This window comes from Methanoplanus sp. FWC-SCC4 (assembly GCF_032878975.1).
In the GTDB taxonomy this organism is placed as follows: domain Archaea; phylum Halobacteriota; class Methanomicrobia; order Methanomicrobiales; family Methanomicrobiaceae; genus Methanochimaera; species Methanochimaera problematica.
Genome location: NZ_CP043875.1, coordinates 138,095 through 157,515, shown reverse-complemented (window position 1 = coordinate 157,515; position 19,421 = coordinate 138,095). Strand labels below are relative to the sequence as shown.

The window sequence follows — 19,421 nt, the reverse complement described above, 5'->3', positions numbered from 1 at the left end:
AATGACAGGATTTGACGACCCTTTATGGCTTGCAGGACTTTTGCTAATTCCTCTTTTGTTTGTCTACCACCACCACTACAAAGGCATAAGACAAAAATCCGCAATTGAGTTCTCAAGGATATCATACATTAAAGCCGCTCAGGAGGGCACAAAAAAATCCAGGCAGGAACAGATTCTCCTTGCATTATCCCTGATTGCAGTTGCCATGATATTTATTGGTCTTGCAAACCCGCATATTCCCCTTGAAAATACAAAAAAAGGTGCAAACGTGATTTTTGCTCTTGACATCTCGGGAAGTATGCTTGCAGGCGACTACAAACCCGACAGACTGGGAGCTGCAAAGGATTCAGTTGCAATGCTTATTAAAAATCTTGAAAAAGAGGATTATGTCGGGGTTGTAACATTTGAAGGCGGTGCATCCAGTGCCGCATATCTCTCACCGGATAAGGAAAGAGTGCTGAACAAACTTGAATCAATCAGATCAAAAGGCGGAAACACTGCAATCGGAGACGGTCTTGCACTTGCCGCCGACATGGCGGTTTCAATACCGGGGAGAAAAAATGTAGTGATACTTCTCTCGGACGGTGAGAACAATGCAGGCTTCATATCCCCTGAAGAGGCACTCTCATTTGCAAACGAAAGAGGGGTACAGGTATTTACAATAGGTGTAGGTTCTGAAAAACCGGTCATATATGATTACGACATGTTTAAAAATCCGCTGTACGCTGTTCTGGACGAAAACACACTAAAAAATATTGCGGATAAAACAGGCGGTATATATTACAAATCAGTGGATGAATCAACCCTGCATGAGATCTATTCAAACCTTAACGATGAAATAGAGAGAGAAACGGAAGAGACAGGCATCGCATGGTTATTCTTCCTCCTTTCAGGAATCATGATCATTTCAGGATTTTTAATCAGATACGGGAAAAGAGGTGTCATCTGAAAATGACAAAAATAAATTATATTTTTGCAGTCTTTTTTATGATAGCAGCTCTGATATTCACACCTGTTTTCGCAGGTGACATCACCTTTCAGACACCTTACAGCAGTTATACATTTCAGACAGGAGAAGAGGCAAAGATACCGGTTATTGTAAACAACGGAGTTGGAAAAGATATCAGGGGAACTCTTATCGGCAAATTTACAGCCACCGGTGACGGAGAAAACCCTCAAAAATCCTCTTACACCAAACAGCAGGCATTTAATCTCTATTCCGACATGAAAGAGTTCAATTACATTATCGGAACGGAAAACGAACCGAAAACAATTTACACCGATATAATTTTTGAATTTACAACTGACAGAACATATCAGGTAAACCTTCAGGGCATCAGAATAATATTTACCAACGAGCCTGTTGAAGAAAAAAGCGAAGGCGAAGAGGTTAGTGCAACACAGGATGATACAGATATTGACTTGAGCAAATTAATGGAGCAGAAAAACAATCAGGTTCCTGTCGATAAAAATTCAGGGCAGGCTGCTGATCCCGCACCGACAATTAACCAGGCAAATTATGATACACAAGCCCTGAAAGAAAGCGTTGAGGCTGAAAATAAAAAAATAAAGGAGATCAAAAAATCCCTGACAAGTAAAATTGTCGCAGATGAACTTTTTTTAAAGGTCAACAGCTCATTGGTCAGTCAGAACTTTAAGGACGGGATTATCTCAGTAATGCCTGTAAACGAGGATTCAGGGATATTCAGCCTTGAATACCGCTCAAAGAATGCGGACATTGTAATGGTCAGCGGTGAAATGCAAAACCGGAAAATATCATACATAAGACAGGAGACCAATTTTTCAGTCCTCCTGCCCCCGGTTCTTCTGCAAAACCAGACTTTTAAGGATCACACGGAATTTTTATCGGAAAAAAACTACGAAAGATTCTTTTCAGCAATCAACACAACCCCTGTGGGCTCGGAATTAGATCTCAGTTATGAAAACGGCTGGAAACCTGCACGAATAAATGCAGTCATTCAAAAAGATAATCTGACAGTGATTACTCTTATCAGGGAATCTGGAATTCCGTTTTATGTTATACCAATAATAATAATTCTTGCAGCAGGAGGCATTGCTGCAGCGGCTTATTACGGTTTGATGAGACACTCAGGAGATGAATATGAGAGCACAACGTCTGATGTCCCTGACAACTTCGTTTCGCCTGAAGATATTCTGAATTCAGCTGTTGAGATGTTTAATTCCGGGCATAAAAAAGAGGCATGTCAAAAAGCCACACAGTCCCTTAGAATGTTTATATCAAAAAAATATGGTTCAGGGGATGAAATAACCGACGGACTCTGTCTGAAAATGACCAGAGAATATCCGGAATTAAATGAAAGATGCAGAGATGTTTTTTTGAAAACCTGTCCCGTCCGGTTTGCCGGACAGTTGGCAGAAACTATCAGGCCGGAAGATTTCAAAGAAATAGAAGATTCAGTCAGAGAGATAATCGGGGATATAAAATGATTATCAAAATATTTCCTCATTTTAAATATGAAAATCCGGATTTTTAAAAATCAGAAAATAAAAAATATAATTTTTTTCATCAGGCCTTTGGTTCCTGCTGAGTTGAGCAGTGAATGCCTCCGCCGCCGAAATTAATCGGGATTGTGTTTATCATTACAACTTTTCTGTCCGGGAACAGTGACTCAAGAACCTCCTGGGCCTTTTGATCCTTTTCTTTTAAGGACTCAGGCATTCCCATGCCTTCCATATAGTATTTCTGTCCGAGAACAAGATCATTTGTTATCAGGAAATTGCAGTAACTCTGTGCAGGAACAATCGTTACGGGCTCTCCTATTGGAAAAGCTGTTCCGTCCCTTGAATTATAAGCCTGCATCAGATTATTGTATGCCTCTTCATCCGGATGTGCCTCAAAGTAGATCATGTCCGGAACAGGAATACGGACTATATTAAAGGGCTTTCCATCCTGATCAACAGAATTCTTAAGAATTTCATAATTTTCCTCCATCCTTCTGCGGTTCTCAGACTCAACCGGTCCTTTTTTTGCTTCCTCCTCAGTTACTTCGGCAAGCAGGATTGTATCAGGAGAAACAAACCGGCAGTATTCATCCATATGGTTGTTTGCAGAAGCACTTCTGTATGCGATTCCTTCTCCTCCGGGCCCGGGTAGTGCCGTTGTATCATAGGGATCATCCTCAACAGCACCGTGTTTTAACCAGATTACATTTGTTACTCCAAAAAGGCGTTCAAACTCCTCCTCGAAAACCTCACGTGCAAGGTTCGGGTTTCTCTGGAATTCACAGGCTTCTGTTACAAGAAGAGTTCCTTTGCCATTAAATTCACGGTCACCGCCTTCACTGACAATTCTCGTCATAACACTCTCAAGGCCAAGGTATTTTGCAACATCCCTGTCAATTTTCTCCATCAGTCTTGACTGCGTATCAGACTCCGAAAAGTATCCCCAGCAGTTAAATCCAAAGTCATTGATTCTTTTATCACCCTGTCCGTTTACAACAAAGATAGGCCCGAAATCCCTCCAGTAGAGCATTGTAAACTGCTGCCTGTAAAATGAGATATTGTCCATTGGTATGGTGTTTTTGGCCAGAACCTGCCTGACGTGATCTTCCTGTGCCTCATCAGGAACACAGATCACAACCGCAACATTGGGATACAATTCCCTTACGATCTGAACAAACACATCATCTGTATAGTACCCTTTTAGGTATTCTTTTGAAAGCCAGCCAACCCAGACAGCATCCTGCTCTTCAAACTCTCCGGGAAAACGCCATCCTGAATTACTGTCAATCTGTGCTTCCATCCCCGCGTCTCCGGAGTCAGGAGCTGTTTCAGCCGATACACCCTGTATCGGCAGCATAAGAAGTACGGCCATAATTAATACCGCCATCCCTCTGAATCCCTCAATTAAAATATGAGGCTTTCCATGTACCATGAAAAGTTGTAATGTATACATTACATAAAACTATTTTTTTTTTAATTTTGACTAAGTTAATAGCAGGATATAATTCAAATTATATCCTCCCATCATATCACGTACCAAACCAATTTGGGATTTGGCTTATGCAACATAAATCAAAAACATGTAATTCATATGCACACTCTATTGTAATTTTCAGACTTGTCAACAAAATAGTAAATGTGGTTAAATATACCTGCTTTATCCCACTCTTCCAAAATCAGGGGCATTTATAAATCAGGAGTTACAGTTGAAAAAAGACGATCGATAAACTCATTTCATATCCTGACAACATTACATTCATGGATCAGATACTAACTGAAAAGATTGGTAAAATCTTTGATGAAGAGGGCATCACTGAAAAAGTCACATGCCCGCAAGTTTTTGAACTCGCCGAAAAACACGGAATTGAAAAAGCTGACATCGCAAAGTACTGCAATATCAACAAAATAAAAATCAGAGAATGTCAGCTGGGCTGCTTTAAATGAGCTTCTTTCTGAAATTAATATCAGTATCCGAAGCAAAAGCAAAAATAAGGGAGATTGCAGGAGAGACATATCCTCAAAAAGTAACGCTCAGCGAAGCGTATGACAGGGTTTTAGCCTCCGATGTCTTATCGGATGCTGATGTTCCGGGATTTTCAAGATCAATTGTCGACGGCTATGCAGTAGTCTCAAAGGATACAACAGGAGCGGGAGAATCAATCCCGACAATGCTTGAATATCTGGGCAGGGTTGAGATGGGAACGCCGGCACAGATAAAACTCACTCCCGGCACATGTGCATATGTCCCTACCGGCGGAAACGTTCCTGACGGTGCAGATGCTGTTGCAATGGTTGAATACTCTGAAGCACTCGGAGACGAGGTCTTAATCTTTCGGCCGATGTCAAACGGTGAAAACATTGTCTTTGCAGACGAGGACTTTGCAAAGGGATCGCCTGTTATGAAAAAGGGCACTACCTTAAAACCGCAGGAATGCGGGGTGCTTGCAAGCCTTGGAAAAGAGGAGGTTGAGGTTTTTAAAAAACCGGTCATAGGCATAATTTCAACAGGAAACGAGCTCGTGCCTGTTTCAAAAGAACCGGGATTCGGGAAGGTCAGGGATGTCAATACATACCTGTGCTCCGGTTTTGTAAAACGCTGCGGATGCATCCCGAAAATTTACGGAGTAATACCTGATGAGAGGGATGAACTCCGTGAAGCCATCAGACTCGCAACAGAAGAATGCGATGCGGTTTTGATCTCCGGCGGCAGTTCAAAGGACGAAAGGGACAACACATCGTCAATTATTAAAGAGCTTGGCGAGGTGCTCATACACGGAATAGCAATATCGCCGGGAAAACCGACCATAATTGGAACAGCAACCGGTAAACCCGTTATAGGACTTCCCGGACACCCGGCATCCGCATATATAGTACTCTATGTGCTTGTCTCAGAGCTTTTATACAAAATGCAGATGAAGGCAGTCACAAACAATACAATAACAACCACACTTCTGGAAAACATACCTTCTGCACAGGGAAGGGAAGACTATGTCAGGGTAAAACTCTCTGATGACGGTGCAAAACCCCTTTATGCAAAATCCGGTCTTTTAAACACACTCATCAAAAGTGACGGCATGGTCAAAATCCCCTCAGGCTCAGAAGGTCTTGAAGCCGGAAGTTTAGTGGAGGTGATCCTCTGGTAAAAAGATACCTCGACATGATTACACTCAGGGATACGCTTGATTTAATCAAAAAAAGCTTTGATTTTCAGCCATCATCAGAAAAGGTAGGGCTTGAAAAGGCAGTTGGAAGAATCAGTGCAAAGGCGGTTTTTTCAAAATACTCGGTTCCGATGATACATCTCTCGGCAATGGACGGAATCGCAGTAAGAAGTGAGGACACACAAGGTGCAAGCCAGTCAAATCCGGTGAAGATTAAAGACTACAAAAGAGTCAACACCGGAAACGTCATCCCGCCCGGATATGACAGCGTCATAATGATTGAGGATACATGGGAAGACAAAGACTGCTTTATCATCAGAAAGTCTTCACACCCCTGGCAGCACATAAGGCCAGTCGGAGAAGATATCGGCGAATCAGAGATGATAATTCCGAAATATCATCTGATAAGGCCAAATGACATAGGAGCACTCGCAAGCTACGGGGTAACCGAAATAGAGGCAATATCACTTTCCGCCGGAATCATTCCGACAGGTTCCGAACTTGTGCCTTTCGGAGAAGAGATCAAACCAGGAAGAGTAATCGAAAGCAACACCTTAATGGCAGGTGCAATTCTTGAGAGTGCCGGAGTCGCCTACAAAAGGTATCCGATAGTAATTGATGAGCCTGATCTGATAAGGGAACAGGTTAAAAAGGGAATTTCTGAGAATGACTTTCTGCTAATATCAGCCGGATCATCAGCCGGGACAAAGGATCATACCGCATCGATTATCGCAGAACTCGGCGAGGTTCTCGTTCACGGTGTCGCAATCAAACCGGGAAAACCTGTAATCATCGGTAAGATTGACGGCAAACCTGTCATCGGACTCCCGGGGTACCCTCTCGCGTCATATACTATAATGAGAGAGATCGTATGCCCCGTTCTTGAGATGTTCGGATTTAAGGTTCCTTACAAACACAAAATAACAGCGGAAATTTCAAACTCCCTTCAGTCACCGATTGGAACAGATGAATTTGTGCTGATGTCGGTTGGAAGAGTGGATGACCGGTATGTTGCAGTCCCGCAGTCAAGGGGGGCTGGTGTTCAGATGAGTGCAGTCAGATCCAATGCTTTCATGAAAATCCCCGGAGACATGGAGGGAATCTCAGCAGGAAACCAGGTTGAGGCAACCCTTTCTGTCACTCCGGAACAGGCAGAAGAAGCATTTCTGATTATCGGAAGTCACGATCCATGCCTGGACTTTCTCGCAGACATTGCATCGGCAAAAGGAGTTGATGTTCACTCAAACCACGTAGGCAGCATGGGCGGAATCATGGCATTAAAGAAGAACAACTGCCATGTGGCACCTGTTCACCTCCTTGCAGATAACGGCGAGTACAACATACCCTACATCAGGAAATTCCTGAACGGAAAAGAGATATACCTTCTCTGTGTCGCTGAAAGAGAGCAGGGAATCGTTTCTGAGACAGGCATTTCATTTGATGAGATTAAGGATCATACATACATTAACCGCCAGAGAGGTTCCGGGACGAGAATGCTTCTGGACTATCTTTTAAAAGAGAAGGGGATCAGCTATTCAGAGATCAAAGGGTACGAAAGAGAGGTTACCACCCATCTTGACGTTGCACTTGCAGTCAGAAACGGCGAGGCCGAATGTGGAATGTGTATTTACAGTGCCGCAAAAACCCTCGGACTTAAATTTGAGCCTGTAATTAAAGAAAGGTATGAACTTGCATTTTCAAAGGAAATGCTAAAAGATCCAAGGATGGATGCAATAACAGAATGCATAAACTCCCAGGAGTTTAAAAACTCACTTTTAAAACTCGGCGGATACGACACCAAAAACACCGGTGAAATCAGGAAAGCCTGAGAAAACCAAAAATTTATCAACAGACCTTTTGGGAAAACACCCATCACCCTATTTTATATAATACCCCGCAAATCACATAGTTAACATGAAAAATTTTGAAATTAACAAGGATTTCAAGCCTGATCCAAGATTTAAAACATACAACCTGATAGCCACCATCCTGGCTGTGACCGGTCTGGTATGGCTTTCAGTCGGCTGGGCCGCATTTTTGATAATGGACATCGGTCTCGAATTGGTAATTGTATATTTAGCCATAATCACCATTATACCGCTTATAATAATCCCAATATGGAATGTTCTGTACTACAGATCGATAGTCTACCACCTCAACCCGACAGAAATGACATGGAAACACGGGGTCTGGTTCAGGAAGACAGGCATCGTCCCGTATAACAGGATCACGAATGTCGATATTGTACAGGGTCCTGTTATGAGAATGTTCAAAATATCAACGCTTCGTATCCAGACAGCAGGTTATTCTGGCCAGAACACAGCTGAAATCAGGATTCAGGGCATTGAAGACGCCGAACCTCTTCGCGAAATGATAATGGATTTTGTCAGAAACAAACCACCTGTCGCATCTGCAACAGGAGGGGAAGACGATACCTCCACAGGCAGATCACCGGAAAATAACGAAATAATTTCTGAACTCAAAGAAATAAAAGAAATATTAAGGGAAATTTCAATGAAGCGTCAATAAAACCAGTTTTTTCCAGAGGGTAACTCACAACAGGAAAAATATCCGGTTTAACCTGAACAATATTTTTCTTTTTTACAAAACACATTACAATTTCAAACCCGTTAAAGAAATATTTTTTACATCAGAGGCATATTTTGGGAAATCACAAACCTTTAATTAATTGTACACAAGTAAAATACTACATAGATATAAAAATAACATCTAAACAGGGCATTATTACCGGATTTGTTAGGAGAACTCTATGAAATATCATATGATAACCGGAAGGACAATAAAACAGGGGGAAAATGTTGAACATAAACTATCTCAGAAATACATTGAAGAAACATCAAGCTGTCATATGAACCCTCTCGACCTGATGAACCTCGGTATCTTTGAAGGCGAAAAGGTCAAATTAAAAAGCAGCTGTGGTGAGGTTGTCTTAAAATGCGTTGAAGACCAGGGGTTAAAAAAGGGAACAATATTCATACCTCACGGCCCCTACTGCAACAGTATAATCCCCGGGAATACACACGGTACCGGAATGCCCGACTTTAAATCGACAATGGTTGAAATAGAGCCGACAGATGAAGAGATACTCTCTATTGGCAGGCTTTTGTCAGGTTCCGGGGGAATTGAAATATGAAAAAAACAAATGTAATCTGCCCTTTTTGCGGTTGTCTCTGTGATGACCTGACAGTAAATATTGAAGACAATAAAATAACCGGTGTTGATAACGGGTGTGCACTCGCAAGCTCCAAATTTTTAAACACTGAAAGGCTTGAAAAACCGTTAATTAAAAGAGGAGGAAAACTTGTCGAAACCAGCTATGATGAGGCGATCGAATCCTCCGTTGAAATATTAAGCAATGCAAAAAGACCTCTTCTTTTTGGATGGAGCGGAACACAGGGGGAAGCCCAGTGCAAAGGTGTCCATATATGTGAACTTCTCGGAGGCGTGATCGACAACACCTCTTCAGTCTGCCACGGCCCTTCCATCCTTGCCATACAGGAAGTAGGACACCCGGGATGCACACTGGGCCAGGTGAAAAACCGGGCTGATCTAATAATCTACTGGGGCTGTAATCCCGTAGATGCCCACCCCCGCCATATGAGCAGATACACAACCTATGCTGACGGCTTCTTCCTTGACAACGCTTTTCGTGAAAGGAAGATGATCGTTGTTGATGTCAGAAAAACGGAATCGGCAAATGTTGCCGATGAATTTGTCCGGATAAAACCCGGCGGCGACTATGCTGTAATCTCCGCTTTAAGGGCGATGATAAGGGGCAAGAGCAAATCGATTCCGGACTCGGTTGCAGGCGTTTCAAAAAGCCAGCTTGAAAGGGTTGTGAAAATGTGCAAAGAGGCAAAATTCGGAGCAATTTTCTTTGGTCTCGGGATGACGATGAGCCCGAACAAATACAAAAATGTAAGGAATGCGATTGAACTTGTCGATGAAATGAGCCGGCACACCAAATTCACAATCACACCAATGAGGGGACACTGGAACGTCTACGGCTCAAATGAAGTATTTACGTGGATGACAGGATATCCTTACGGAATAGACTTCAGCAGAGGGATAGCGTTTTACAATCCGGGTGAGACAACGGCGGTTGACATGCTCTCCAGAAAGGAATGCGACGCACTCTTAGTAGTCGCAAGCGATCCGGGAGCACATTTCCCGAAGAAATGCCTGGAACACATGGCAGACATCCCTGTAATACAGATAGACCCGCATTTAAACTGCACCTCGCATTTTGCCGACATACAAATTCCGGTTGCAATTACAGGTGTGGAAACAGACGGAACTGCTTATAGAATGGACGGAATTCCGCTGAGAACAAAAAAGGTGATAGAAACCGAACGTCCGACCGATACGGAGGTTCTTGAGAAAATGTACAAGAAAATTCTGGAGGCAAAAGGAAAATGCACTCACTGCTGGTAAAAAACGCATATGTCATTGATCCACTGAACAACATCAGAGGAGAGATAATGGATATTGCGATCAAAGACGGAAAAATTGTAGAGTCCGTAAAAGATTCAGCAGAAGTTATCGATGCAAAAGGTCAGCTGACACTCCCGGGAGGCGTGGACTCCCACTCACACATATGCGGAACAAAGGTTAATTTCGGCAGGTACATGAGTCCGGAAGATATGCGGGCAGGAAGAGGCCGTGCACAGCCTTACATGTACCCGGTCTCCGGATACAGTGTTCCAACCGTTTATGCAAACACCTACCGATACAGCAAGATGGGCTACACAACAGTGCTTGAGGGGGCAATGGCACCCCTTGAAGCCCGGCACACACATGAGGAATTTTCCTACAACACCCTTCAGGATACTCTCGCAAACACCCTTTTTGACGGCAACTGGTCTGTAATGGAAGCCGTTGCGGAAGGCGACCTCAAAAAAGTGGCCGCAATCGTCGGCTGGACTCTTGCAGCTGTAAAGGGATTCGGAGTTAAAATCACAAACCCCGGCGGCACCGAGATGTGGGGATGGGGAAAGGACATCGGGTGCATTCACAAAAAAGTGGACTATTTCGGCGTAACCCCTGCTGAAATTCTGGATTACCTTATAAGAGCCAACGAGATGCTTAATCTGCCTCATTCGGCCCATCTTCACACAAACAATCTTGGAAAACCGGGAAACTACAAATGCACGCTTGAAACAATGCAGAGGGCTCCCGACCTGAACGACAAAAGACAGACACTCTACATGACCCATGTTCAGTTTCATTCATACGGCGGTTCAAAATGGGCCGATTTCTGTTCCAAAGCTGATGATGTATCATGGATGCTGAACAGAAAACCCAATATTGCAATAGACATGGGTCAGGTGATGTTTGGCAAAACAACAACAATGACGGCAGACGGACCTATGGAATTCAACCTCTACCGTCTTCACCACAACAAGTGGAGCAACCACGACGTGGAGCTTGAAACAGCATCAGGCATCATTCCGGTTCATTACTCACGTAAAAATCTCGTTAATTCAATAATGTGGGCAATAGGCCTTGAACTTGCACTGATGACCAAAAACCCCTGGCAGTGCATGCTTGCAACAGACAACCCTAACGGTGCACCTTTTGTCAAATATCCTGAGGTAATCGCCCTTTTGATGAGTCAAAAATACAGAGAGGAGCAACTAAAAACAGTAAACCCCGACACAGAAAAAAGGGTTTTCCTGCCATCATTAGACAGGGAGCTTGACATAAACGAGATTGCAATAATGACAAGGGCTGCACAGGCAAAGGCGCTTGGAATCGTGGATATAGGAAAAGGTCATCTCGGAGTCGGTGCGGATGCGGATGTTGCAGTATATCCGATAAAAATGGACGATATTGATCCCTCAAAGGATTACCAGAAGATTATCGACGGATTCTCCCAGACTGATTACACCATTAAAAGAGGTCGTGCTGTCTCGAAAAAAGGCGACTGCCTTGTTCTCGGTGACAATGCAACCATATGGGTGAAGCCGAAGATTTCAGAGAAGAATGATATCTCAAAAGATCCCGAATTTATGAAGAAATTTGAAAGATATTACACGGTATCACTTGACAACTATCCGGTGCAGGAAGAATATCTTCACAGAAATATCTGCATAGAAACGGAGACGGGAATATGAAAATAACACTTGCAATAAAAAAGAGGGATAATCCCTACATTCCAATTGAGGCAGAGGCCATAACCACCAAAACATTCCTTGAAAAAAAGCCGGAGGATATCAGTGTATGGTATGGAAACAGCGAGCAGAAATTAACCGAAATCTTTGATGTAAGGGTGGAAGGGGATGCAAAATCAGAAGATGAGGTTACAATAATTATGTCCGGCAACTGCTCTGCTGTAAAACGTGTCGGAGAGTACATGAACGGCGGGATTATTGAGATTGAAGGCAACATAGGCCATCATTGTGGCAATTTCATGAGCGGCGGACTCATTGAAATCAGGGGTAATGCCGAATCATGGCTTGGAAGAGAGATGAGAGGAGGGAAAATAATCTGCCACGGAGATGCCCAAAACTACTGCGGTTCGGGATACCGCGGTGAGAAAAAAGGGATGACAGGCGGAACAATTGAAGTTATGGGTTCTGCCGGGGATTTTACCGCAGAGACACTTGCAGGCGGAGAGGTCATAATCAGAGGAAACACGGGAAATCTGGCGGGAGCAGAGATGATTGACGGCACCCTTAAGATCTACGGGGATGCTCATCTTCCCTGTGCAAACATGAAAGGAGGGACATGCCATGTCTATGGTACTGCATATAACGTACTTCCTACTTTTGAATACAAGGGACTTATAAAAGCCGGTGACCAGGCATCACAAATGCATATGTTTAATGGCGACATTGCAAACAGAAATGCCAAAGGCACTCTTTATGCGGCAAAATACGAATTTTTCAAATAAATATCTTTTTTAAAACAAATCATACTGATTTTCATCGGTTACTGCTTTTTGTGAACCGGTAACTGACATTAATTAGTCTTCTTAAGTTATATTTTTCAGTTTCAAAAAAAAGGATTATAATTTTTTATATAGGTGTCCGTAGATGGTCTCGCCCTTGGACTTACCGTGTCTTTCTCCAAGATCACCGATATAGTGCTCAAAGGTTGCTTTAACGCCATCAACTTCAAGATCTACATTTTCACGGTACGCAAATCCGGGCATCATGACATCAATGGAGCCAAAGATGTATATATCTCCCTTGACCATCTGTCCGCCGATTTTGCTCTTTCCATTGCCTTTTACAACAATTTTTCCGCCTTCCTGGTGTGTACCTACGTGGACATCTACATCTCCGCCGACGATAATTTCACCGCCACGCATGAATGTTCCGATGTCACTTCCGGCGTTTCCGTCTACACGAAGTACTCCTGACATCATTCCACGCCAGTCACCACGGTATGCTGCTCCAAGATAGTTTCCTGCATTGCCGGTTACATGTAAGTCGCCGCCTTTCATTCCAAGGCCTGCGAAATGTCCGACATTTCCTTTTGCAAGAAGTTTTCCGCCTTCCATGAAAGCACCGGTGTACATATCGGAGTCACCTTCAATGACAACCTCACCGGTTGTCATCTTTGCACCGATCCACTTCACACGGGTGAGGTCTCCCTTAACCTCAATCCTTGTATCAGCTGCGGTATCTCCTGCTCCACCGGCTACGGTGAAATATTCACCAAGTGTGTGGGTGAGGTTTCCCTCATACACATTAAGGGCTGCAATTTCTTCTGCGGATTTTCCTGCAAATACGTCTGGTGTGATGTTTTCTGTTTCCAGATACAGTTCAGGCTGTTTGCTGATTGTTAATACTACTGTATTCATATCCTTTCAACCTCACGTTTAGGCAGATTCAACCTCAATTACATACGGGTTAGGCACGTAGTGTGATTCCTTGACCTCGTAGTTGTTCTGGCTGACTGTGTAGTATCTCTTGAAACGCTCTGAAACATCACGCTCTACCTGTTCGGTCATCTCAGTCTTTGAGTTTACCCAGAAAGTACGCTTGTTACCATTGCTGATGATCTCACCATCGTCGATGATAAGGTCTCCACCCTTGAGGAAGTACTTTGCATTTCCGAATGCATACTCGATCTTCTCCGGATCATCTGTGTCAGTCTCAGGGTTGTATGGATATACAACAACATCACCCTCCATGCCCGGTTTAAGTGAACCAAACATGTGGGAGAGACCAAGACAGCTTGCGGAACCTGAACGTGTCATCTGTGCAATCTCCATAAGGGTAAGCTCACGGTCAATTTCACCGATGTAACAGCGGTCACGTACCTTGTCTCCGTATTTTGCACTGTCAAGAAGATCATTTCTTGCCTTTTCACTCATCAGCCACTTAATTACACGTGGATAGCGGTGAATCGGACCTGCATTAGGTGCATCTGTAGTCAGGTTTACCTTCTCCATGTTCTTTGCATAGAGTGCAAGTTCAAGACCGATTGCCCACTGTGCAACAGCAATGAATGTCTTAGGGCTGTAAATGAACGGAACAACACCTGCTGCGGTCTCAAGTTCCACATCTGTGTTTGCCCACTTTAAGTGGTTCATGTGAGAGAGGTGGTACTCAAACGGACCGTCTGCAGTCATTGTTGTTGTTTCGTCAAGTGTTACCTGTCCCATATCGAATGAGATATTTGGAGCACTGTTGACGTAGTCCATTACTTCCTTTGACTTGGATTCAAAGCTCTTTGATGCATATGATTCGCCACCGTATGAGTGGAACTGAAGATGTGTGTGGTGAAGAACCTGCTCACGTCCGAAGTCGTTGTTTGCCTTGATTCCCTCTGCACATTTCAGTGATGCAATGGTTGTCTCGTAGTTGCCCGGCTCTCCAAGTGAGTTGGAGTGCAGGTGCATACAGTGTGGGAGTCTGAGATATTCGTTTGCCTCAATAAGACCCTTTATGATCTGTTTTGGTGTCACATCGAAATATGGCACAGGATCATCAGGAGTCAGACAGTTCATACCCCATCCCCATGCTTCTGTTCCGCCGGGGTTTACGTTTTTAATACCGTATCCCTTTGTAACACGGAGAAGCCATGCGATGTAACTGGCTGTGTTTTCAATCTCATTGTTCTTGAGATATTCCATAACAAACCAGTTGTTCCCAAACACAGGAAGGGCACCCATATCAACAATAGGAATATCCCTCATTTCCTCATGGGTATGGCGGGCATACAATGGTGGCATTGCTGCTTCCATTGCAAAACCGTATCCCATTCTTGAGAGAACATATCCGGATTTGGATGTTGTCGGAACAGAGAAACCTGCTTCCATACGTTTGACACCCTTTGCAGCCACCTTTCCGGTAAGCTTGTCTTCCGGTCTGATGTTCCTTCCGACGTTGACTTTAGGTCCGGCGGAGTGTGAGTGAAGGTCGACACCACCGGCCATTACAACACAGCCTGATGCGTCAATTACCTTTGCCTTCTTTGCTTCGGATGCATCGACAATTTTGCCGTTTTTGACGGCAACATCCATCTTCTCACAGTTTACTCCTGTAACAGGGTCAACAACGAATCCGTTTTTAACAATGTATTCTGCCATAGGATTTTAGACCCCCTTAAGCTCTTTTACGCGTTTTAATACGCCCTCAAGGAATTCCTCGTCTGTCAGCATACCATCAGGTGCATCTACAACCTTGTGAGTCTCGATTGGGACATTGTCCATTCTGTAAGCACATCCGCCTACCTCAACTCCGACAAATGCAACAGGCACATGAAGGTCTGCCACAACTGTTGAAGGAGTAATGTGCGGATCTACGACAACACACGGAAGATCGTTCATCTTCTTTACAGAATTGAACGGGAAGTGTGCTCCCGGGTCACTTCCAAGGACAAACACTGCATCAACCTCACCTCTTACGAGGAGATCATTTGATGAGGATTCTCCAGGGTTGTAACGTGCAATACCTCTTGAAAGGTCAACACAGAACGGATATCCAAACTGCCATCCCCATACCTGACCGGAACCTGTAACATTGTAGTGACCACGCATTGGCATGATCGCAAACTTGGTGTACTCGTTTAGGTCACGTGTAACCTGAATTGCAATGTCAATGTTGTGATTCTTTGAGAGAGAGTGTGTTACACCCATTCCGAAGAATATTACACCAAATCTGGCGTTCTTCATCTTCTCTGCAACTTCAATGATGGTTTCCTTTGGAATACCTGCCACAACGTCAGGAAGAGGGTTGCCGCGTATTGCCACACGCAGTGCACTCAGCAGTTCGTAGTCACGTCCCTGTTCAACCTGAAGATGAAGGTTTGCAATGCTTGCAGTGTCTGTAGGTCTTGGGTCAACAACCACAACTGTTCTTCCTCTGTGTCCCTTTGCTGTAAAGAAACCACGGGGGAAGATAGAGTATCTGCTCATGTGACGCGGGTGTGCATGTGCGGGGTTACATCCCCAGAACACTACCACGTCAGCACGGTTTTTAACTTCACCAAGTGTACATCCCGGTACACCTACATCCTGTACTGCAATGAGCGTCGATCCGTGACACACTGTTGCAGTGTTGTCCATCTGGGCTCCAACAAGCTCACCTACTTCTGAACCTACTCCCTGTGCCTCACAGTTTGTGGAACTCCAGCCGTACATGAGTGGTTTCTTTGCCTTTGCAAGCATCTGGGCGGTGTACTCGATAGCTTCGTCATAGGATGCCTCTTTCCATGAACCGTCTTCCTGTCTCATGCGTGGACGGGTCAAACGGTCCTCTGCCTGAGAGTGAAGGAATTTCATAGCGCCGATTGCACAGGCATTGTTTACGTCAACAATCTTCTTGCCATCGTCGCTGAGTACTACCTCCAGGTCATCACAAAGAGTACCACAGAAAGGACAAACCACATCGGTTACCAATTTTGTCATATCTCTTCACCACCTAAAGTGCTTCTTCAATTACTTCCAGTGAGCCGAGAACCTTCTCTTCCGGAGCGGCCTCGACAACAACCGGAGTACCCTTGAATGTCGGCATACCTGTTGAGTATGTATTTGCATTCACTACGCGGTTTGCCCATGGCCCCATTGGGATCCAGCCAAGACCGGGGTGAGGTCCCTGAGTTGCCTCAATAGCCCTTACAATGACACTTCCAAACTCGCTCGAAACGCGTACGTTTGTGCCATGCCAGATATCAAGAGCCTTGAGATCAGCAGGGTCTAGTTCAATTATTCCGCAGGCGTCGCGGTAGGCAGGTTTTTCCTTACCTGCCTCCATACTGACACCCTGCTGGATTGTTCTACCTGAAATCAGGTTTAGCTCAATCTTTTCTGCCACAATTATTCACCCCATAATGGGATTAGTTCTTTCTCTCGGTAAGTGGGCTTGGACCAAGTTCTTTGACGGTTTTTACGACGTCTTCCATGACCATACCCCACTTTGCGCCCTCAGATGCAGAAACAAAGGTCATACGAAGCCTCTTGTCGTTGATACCAATGTTTTTGAGGACATTCTTTACAAGGAACATACGCTTTGCGCATTTGTAGTTCCCTTCAAGATAGTGACAGTCACCAAAGTGGCAACCTGATACAAGTACTCCGTCTGCTCCATCCTGGAATGCTTTCATGATGAACAGGGGGTCTACACGACCTGTACACATTACACGAATTGCACGTACATCAGGTGGATACTGAATACGTGCTCCTCCTGCAAGATCAGCACCTGCATAGGAACACCAGTTGCAGATGATTGCGATGATTTTTGGTCTCCAATCTCCATCTGTCATTTATTCCTCACCTCCAAGAGGGTTAAGAAGGAATGAATCGATCTGTGCACAGATCTGCGGGCTTGTGAAGTGCTGCATACGAATTGCTCCGCCTGGGCAGAATCCACCGCATGTACCGCATCCCTTGCATTTTGCTTCTGTTACGGTCATAACCTGTCTGTCGTCTTTCTGAATGAGTGAAAGTGCGCCGTATGGACACTGTGGAACACACATTCCGCATCCTGCACAAAGGTCTTCAACACACTGTGCGAAGTAAGGCTCGAGCTGTACTTCTCCCTGGTGGATCGGAATTGATGCTGCTGATGCTGCACCTTCTGCCTGAGCTACTGTGTCAGGAATATCCTTTGGTCCCTGGCAGACACCTGCGAGGAAAATACCTGCAGTTGTTGTACCACATGGGTTGAGTTTCGGGTGAGCCTCAAGGTACCATCCGTCCTGTGATTTGGATACACCAAACATCTGGCGGATACGTTCTGCATCAGGCTTTGGCTGAATTGCTGCTGCCAGAACCACAAGGTTGCACTCTACGTTGACAGGCCTTCCAAGGAGGGTGTCTTCTGTCTGGACGTAAAGGTTCTTTGTAATTGGATCTTCTTCAATTGCAGCTACACGGCCGCGAATGAATTTTGCTCCCTCGTTCTGGATACGGTAGTAGAACTCCTCATACATCTTACCAAATGAACGAATATCCATGTAGAAGAGGTATGGCACTGCACCTGGGATCTTTTCCATGATCTGGTGAGCGTGCTTGAGTGAGTACATACAGCAGAATCTTGAACAATATGGTTTGCCAACGCCGCCTGTGTTGTCTCTTGAACCTGCACAAAGTACAAATCCAACTTTCATTGGTGTTTCTCCGTCGGACGGGCGTATTAAGTGTCCGCCTGTAGGACCGGATGCACAGATTAAGCGCTCAAACTCAAGACCTGTGATGACATTTTCATATCTTCTGTATCCCCATTCAGTCTTGTCCTCGATTGGTATGAGGTCGTAACCTGTTGCAAGGATGACACAGCCGACTTTGACTTTCTCTAAGCTGTCAGTCATTTCAAGGTCAATTGCATTCTTTTCTGTTCCACAGATGTCTTTACAAAGACCACACTTCACACATGCATCGAAATCGATTGTGTACTGAAGCGGCATTACCTGCGGGTGGTAGATGTAAATTGCCTTTCTTGGTGCCATTCCCATTTCAAATGGATTTGGCTTGATTACCGGACAAACTGATGCACAGTCACCACAGCCGTTACATCCTGAACCTTCAAGACCGGCTGCAACCATCTCTGCACCGTCTCTTGTACCACGGGCTTTCTTTCTGAGTGTGATGTCAAAGTTTCCAATGTATCCTTCAACATTCTCAACTTCCGTGTAGGTCTCGAGGATGATGTTAGGGTGACGTCCTGCGTCTACCATCTTTGGTGTAAGAATACACTGTGAACAGTCGAGTGTCGGGAATGTCTTGTCAAGCTGGGACATACGTCCACCGATTGTCGGGTCTTTCTCAACAAGATATGTCTTGATTCCTGCGTTTGCAAGATCAAGTGCTGCCTGCATACCACCGACACCGGCACCGACTACCATTGCAGCGTGCTCTACAGGCACACTCTTTGGCTGAAGGTCTTCTAAGAGTCTTGCTTTTGCGACTGCAATTCTGACCTGGTCCTTTGCTTTCTCGGTTGCTCCTTCCCAGTCGTGCATGTGAACCCATGAGTTCTGATCACGAATGTTTGCCATCTCAAAGCGGAACTTGTTAAGTCCACCCTCTGCTGTTGCAGTACGGAATGTTGGCTCGTGAAGACGTGGTGAACATGCAGCTACAACAACACCGGTGAGATCATAGTCTTTTTCTGCATCGATGATCTTGTTCTGACCTGGTGTTGAACACATATACTGATATTCATCTGCAACTACCACATTTGGAAGTGACCTTGCATATTCCATGACTGCATTTACGTCAAGAGAACCTGCAATGTTGGTACCACAGTGGCAAATGAATACACCAATTCTTGGTTCCTGATTTTCTGCCATTTATCTGAC

The 19,421-nt window shown here is 44.6% G+C and carries 17 protein-coding genes; 10 read left to right on the top strand and 7 right to left on the bottom strand.

Going from position 1 to position 19,421, the window contains the following annotated elements:
- Position 1: 1 nt before the first annotated feature.
- Together F1737_RS00750 and F1737_RS00745 are read left to right on the top strand one after the other, a co-directional pair.
- Positions 2-949, top strand: coding sequence for a vWA domain-containing protein (locus F1737_RS00750; RefSeq protein ID WP_317136877.1), 948 nt, complete (start codon positions 2-4; stop codon positions 947-949).
- A gap of 2 nt (positions 950-951) precedes the next feature.
- Entirely contained in the window at positions 952-2,469 is a 1,518-nt protein-coding gene (locus F1737_RS00745; protein WP_317136876.1) for a hypothetical protein, read from the top strand.
- Positions 2,470-2,548: 79 nt separating this feature from the next.
- Here the strand turns inward: F1737_RS00745 and F1737_RS00740 are convergent, their stop codons facing one another.
- Entirely contained in the window at positions 2,549-3,871 is a 1,323-nt protein-coding gene (locus F1737_RS00740; RefSeq protein ID WP_317136875.1) for an agmatine deiminase family protein, read from the bottom strand.
- Between the two features lie 371 nt (positions 3,872-4,242).
- Here F1737_RS00740 and F1737_RS00735 point away from each other — a divergent pair, with 371 nt between their 5' ends.
- The 8 genes from F1737_RS00735 (at position 4,243) to F1737_RS00700 (ending at position 12,561) form a co-directional block, all read left to right on the top strand.
- The gene (locus F1737_RS00735) at positions 4,243-4,428 is read left to right on the top strand and encodes a hypothetical protein (protein WP_317136874.1); all 186 of its coding nucleotides are present in this window, start codon (positions 4,243-4,245) and stop codon (positions 4,426-4,428) included.
- Entirely contained in the window at positions 4,425-5,627 is a 1,203-nt protein-coding gene (locus F1737_RS00730; protein WP_317136873.1) for a molybdopterin molybdotransferase MoeA, read from the top strand. Before F1737_RS00735 ends, F1737_RS00730 begins: the two co-directional genes overlap by 4 nt.
- On the top strand, positions 5,621-7,474 hold the full coding sequence (locus F1737_RS00725; protein WP_317137906.1) for a molybdopterin biosynthesis protein: 1,854 nt from the start codon (positions 5,621-5,623) through the stop codon (positions 7,472-7,474). The genes F1737_RS00730 and F1737_RS00725 overlap by 7 nt, the downstream gene beginning before the upstream one ends.
- 85 nt (positions 7,475-7,559) lie before the next feature.
- On the top strand, positions 7,560-8,174 hold the full coding sequence (locus F1737_RS00720; RefSeq protein ID WP_317136872.1) for a PH domain-containing protein: 615 nt from the start codon (positions 7,560-7,562) through the stop codon (positions 8,172-8,174).
- 241 nt (positions 8,175-8,415) lie between these two features.
- The gene (locus F1737_RS00715; protein ID WP_317136871.1) at positions 8,416-8,799 is read left to right on the top strand and encodes a molybdopterin dinucleotide binding domain-containing protein; all 384 of its coding nucleotides are present in this window, start codon (positions 8,416-8,418) and stop codon (positions 8,797-8,799) included.
- Positions 8,796-10,100 (top strand): formylmethanofuran dehydrogenase subunit B, encoded by a 1,305-nt coding sequence (locus F1737_RS00710; protein WP_317136870.1) that lies wholly within the window; start codon positions 8,796-8,798, stop codon positions 10,098-10,100. Before F1737_RS00715 ends, F1737_RS00710 begins: the two co-directional genes overlap by 4 nt.
- The gene (locus tag F1737_RS00705) at positions 10,082-11,782 is read left to right on the top strand and encodes a formylmethanofuran dehydrogenase subunit A (protein WP_317136869.1); all 1,701 of its coding nucleotides are present in this window, start codon (positions 10,082-10,084) and stop codon (positions 11,780-11,782) included. Before F1737_RS00710 ends, F1737_RS00705 begins: the two co-directional genes overlap by 19 nt.
- On the top strand, positions 11,779-12,561 hold the full coding sequence (locus tag F1737_RS00700) for a formylmethanofuran dehydrogenase subunit C (RefSeq protein WP_317136868.1): 783 nt from the start codon (positions 11,779-11,781) through the stop codon (positions 12,559-12,561). Before F1737_RS00705 ends, F1737_RS00700 begins: the two co-directional genes overlap by 4 nt.
- A 114-nt stretch (positions 12,562-12,675) precedes the next feature.
- Here the strand turns inward: F1737_RS00700 and F1737_RS00695 are convergent, their stop codons facing one another.
- From F1737_RS00695 to F1737_RS00670, 6 genes are read right to left on the bottom strand one after another with little or no spacing between them, the layout of a single operon-like run.
- Complete coding sequence (locus F1737_RS00695; RefSeq protein ID WP_317136867.1) at positions 12,676-13,476, bottom strand: formylmethanofuran dehydrogenase subunit C; 801 nt, start codon at positions 13,474-13,476, stop codon at positions 12,676-12,678.
- Between the two features lie 18 nt (positions 13,477-13,494).
- Positions 13,495-15,210, bottom strand: a complete 1,716-nt coding sequence (locus F1737_RS00690; RefSeq protein ID WP_317136866.1) for a formylmethanofuran dehydrogenase subunit A — start codon at positions 15,208-15,210, stop codon at positions 13,495-13,497.
- Between the two features lie 6 nt (positions 15,211-15,216).
- Positions 15,217-16,530, bottom strand: coding sequence for a formylmethanofuran dehydrogenase subunit B (locus F1737_RS00685; protein WP_317136865.1), 1,314 nt, complete (start codon positions 16,528-16,530; stop codon positions 15,217-15,219).
- A 13-nt stretch (positions 16,531-16,543) separates the two neighbouring features.
- Positions 16,544-16,936 carry a molybdopterin dinucleotide binding domain-containing protein gene (locus F1737_RS00680; protein WP_317136864.1) on the bottom strand — a complete coding sequence of 131 codons (393 nt, stop codon included), beginning with the start codon at positions 16,934-16,936 and terminating at the stop codon, positions 16,544-16,546.
- A 22-nt stretch (positions 16,937-16,958) separates the two neighbouring features.
- Positions 16,959-17,384, bottom strand: coding sequence for a hydrogenase iron-sulfur subunit (locus tag F1737_RS00675; RefSeq protein ID WP_317136863.1), 426 nt, complete (start codon positions 17,382-17,384; stop codon positions 16,959-16,961).
- On the bottom strand, positions 17,385-19,412 hold the full coding sequence (locus tag F1737_RS00670; protein WP_317136862.1) for a CoB--CoM heterodisulfide reductase iron-sulfur subunit A family protein: 2,028 nt from the start codon (positions 19,410-19,412) through the stop codon (positions 17,385-17,387). It lies immediately after the preceding gene.
- Positions 19,413-19,421 lie beyond the last annotated feature (9 nt).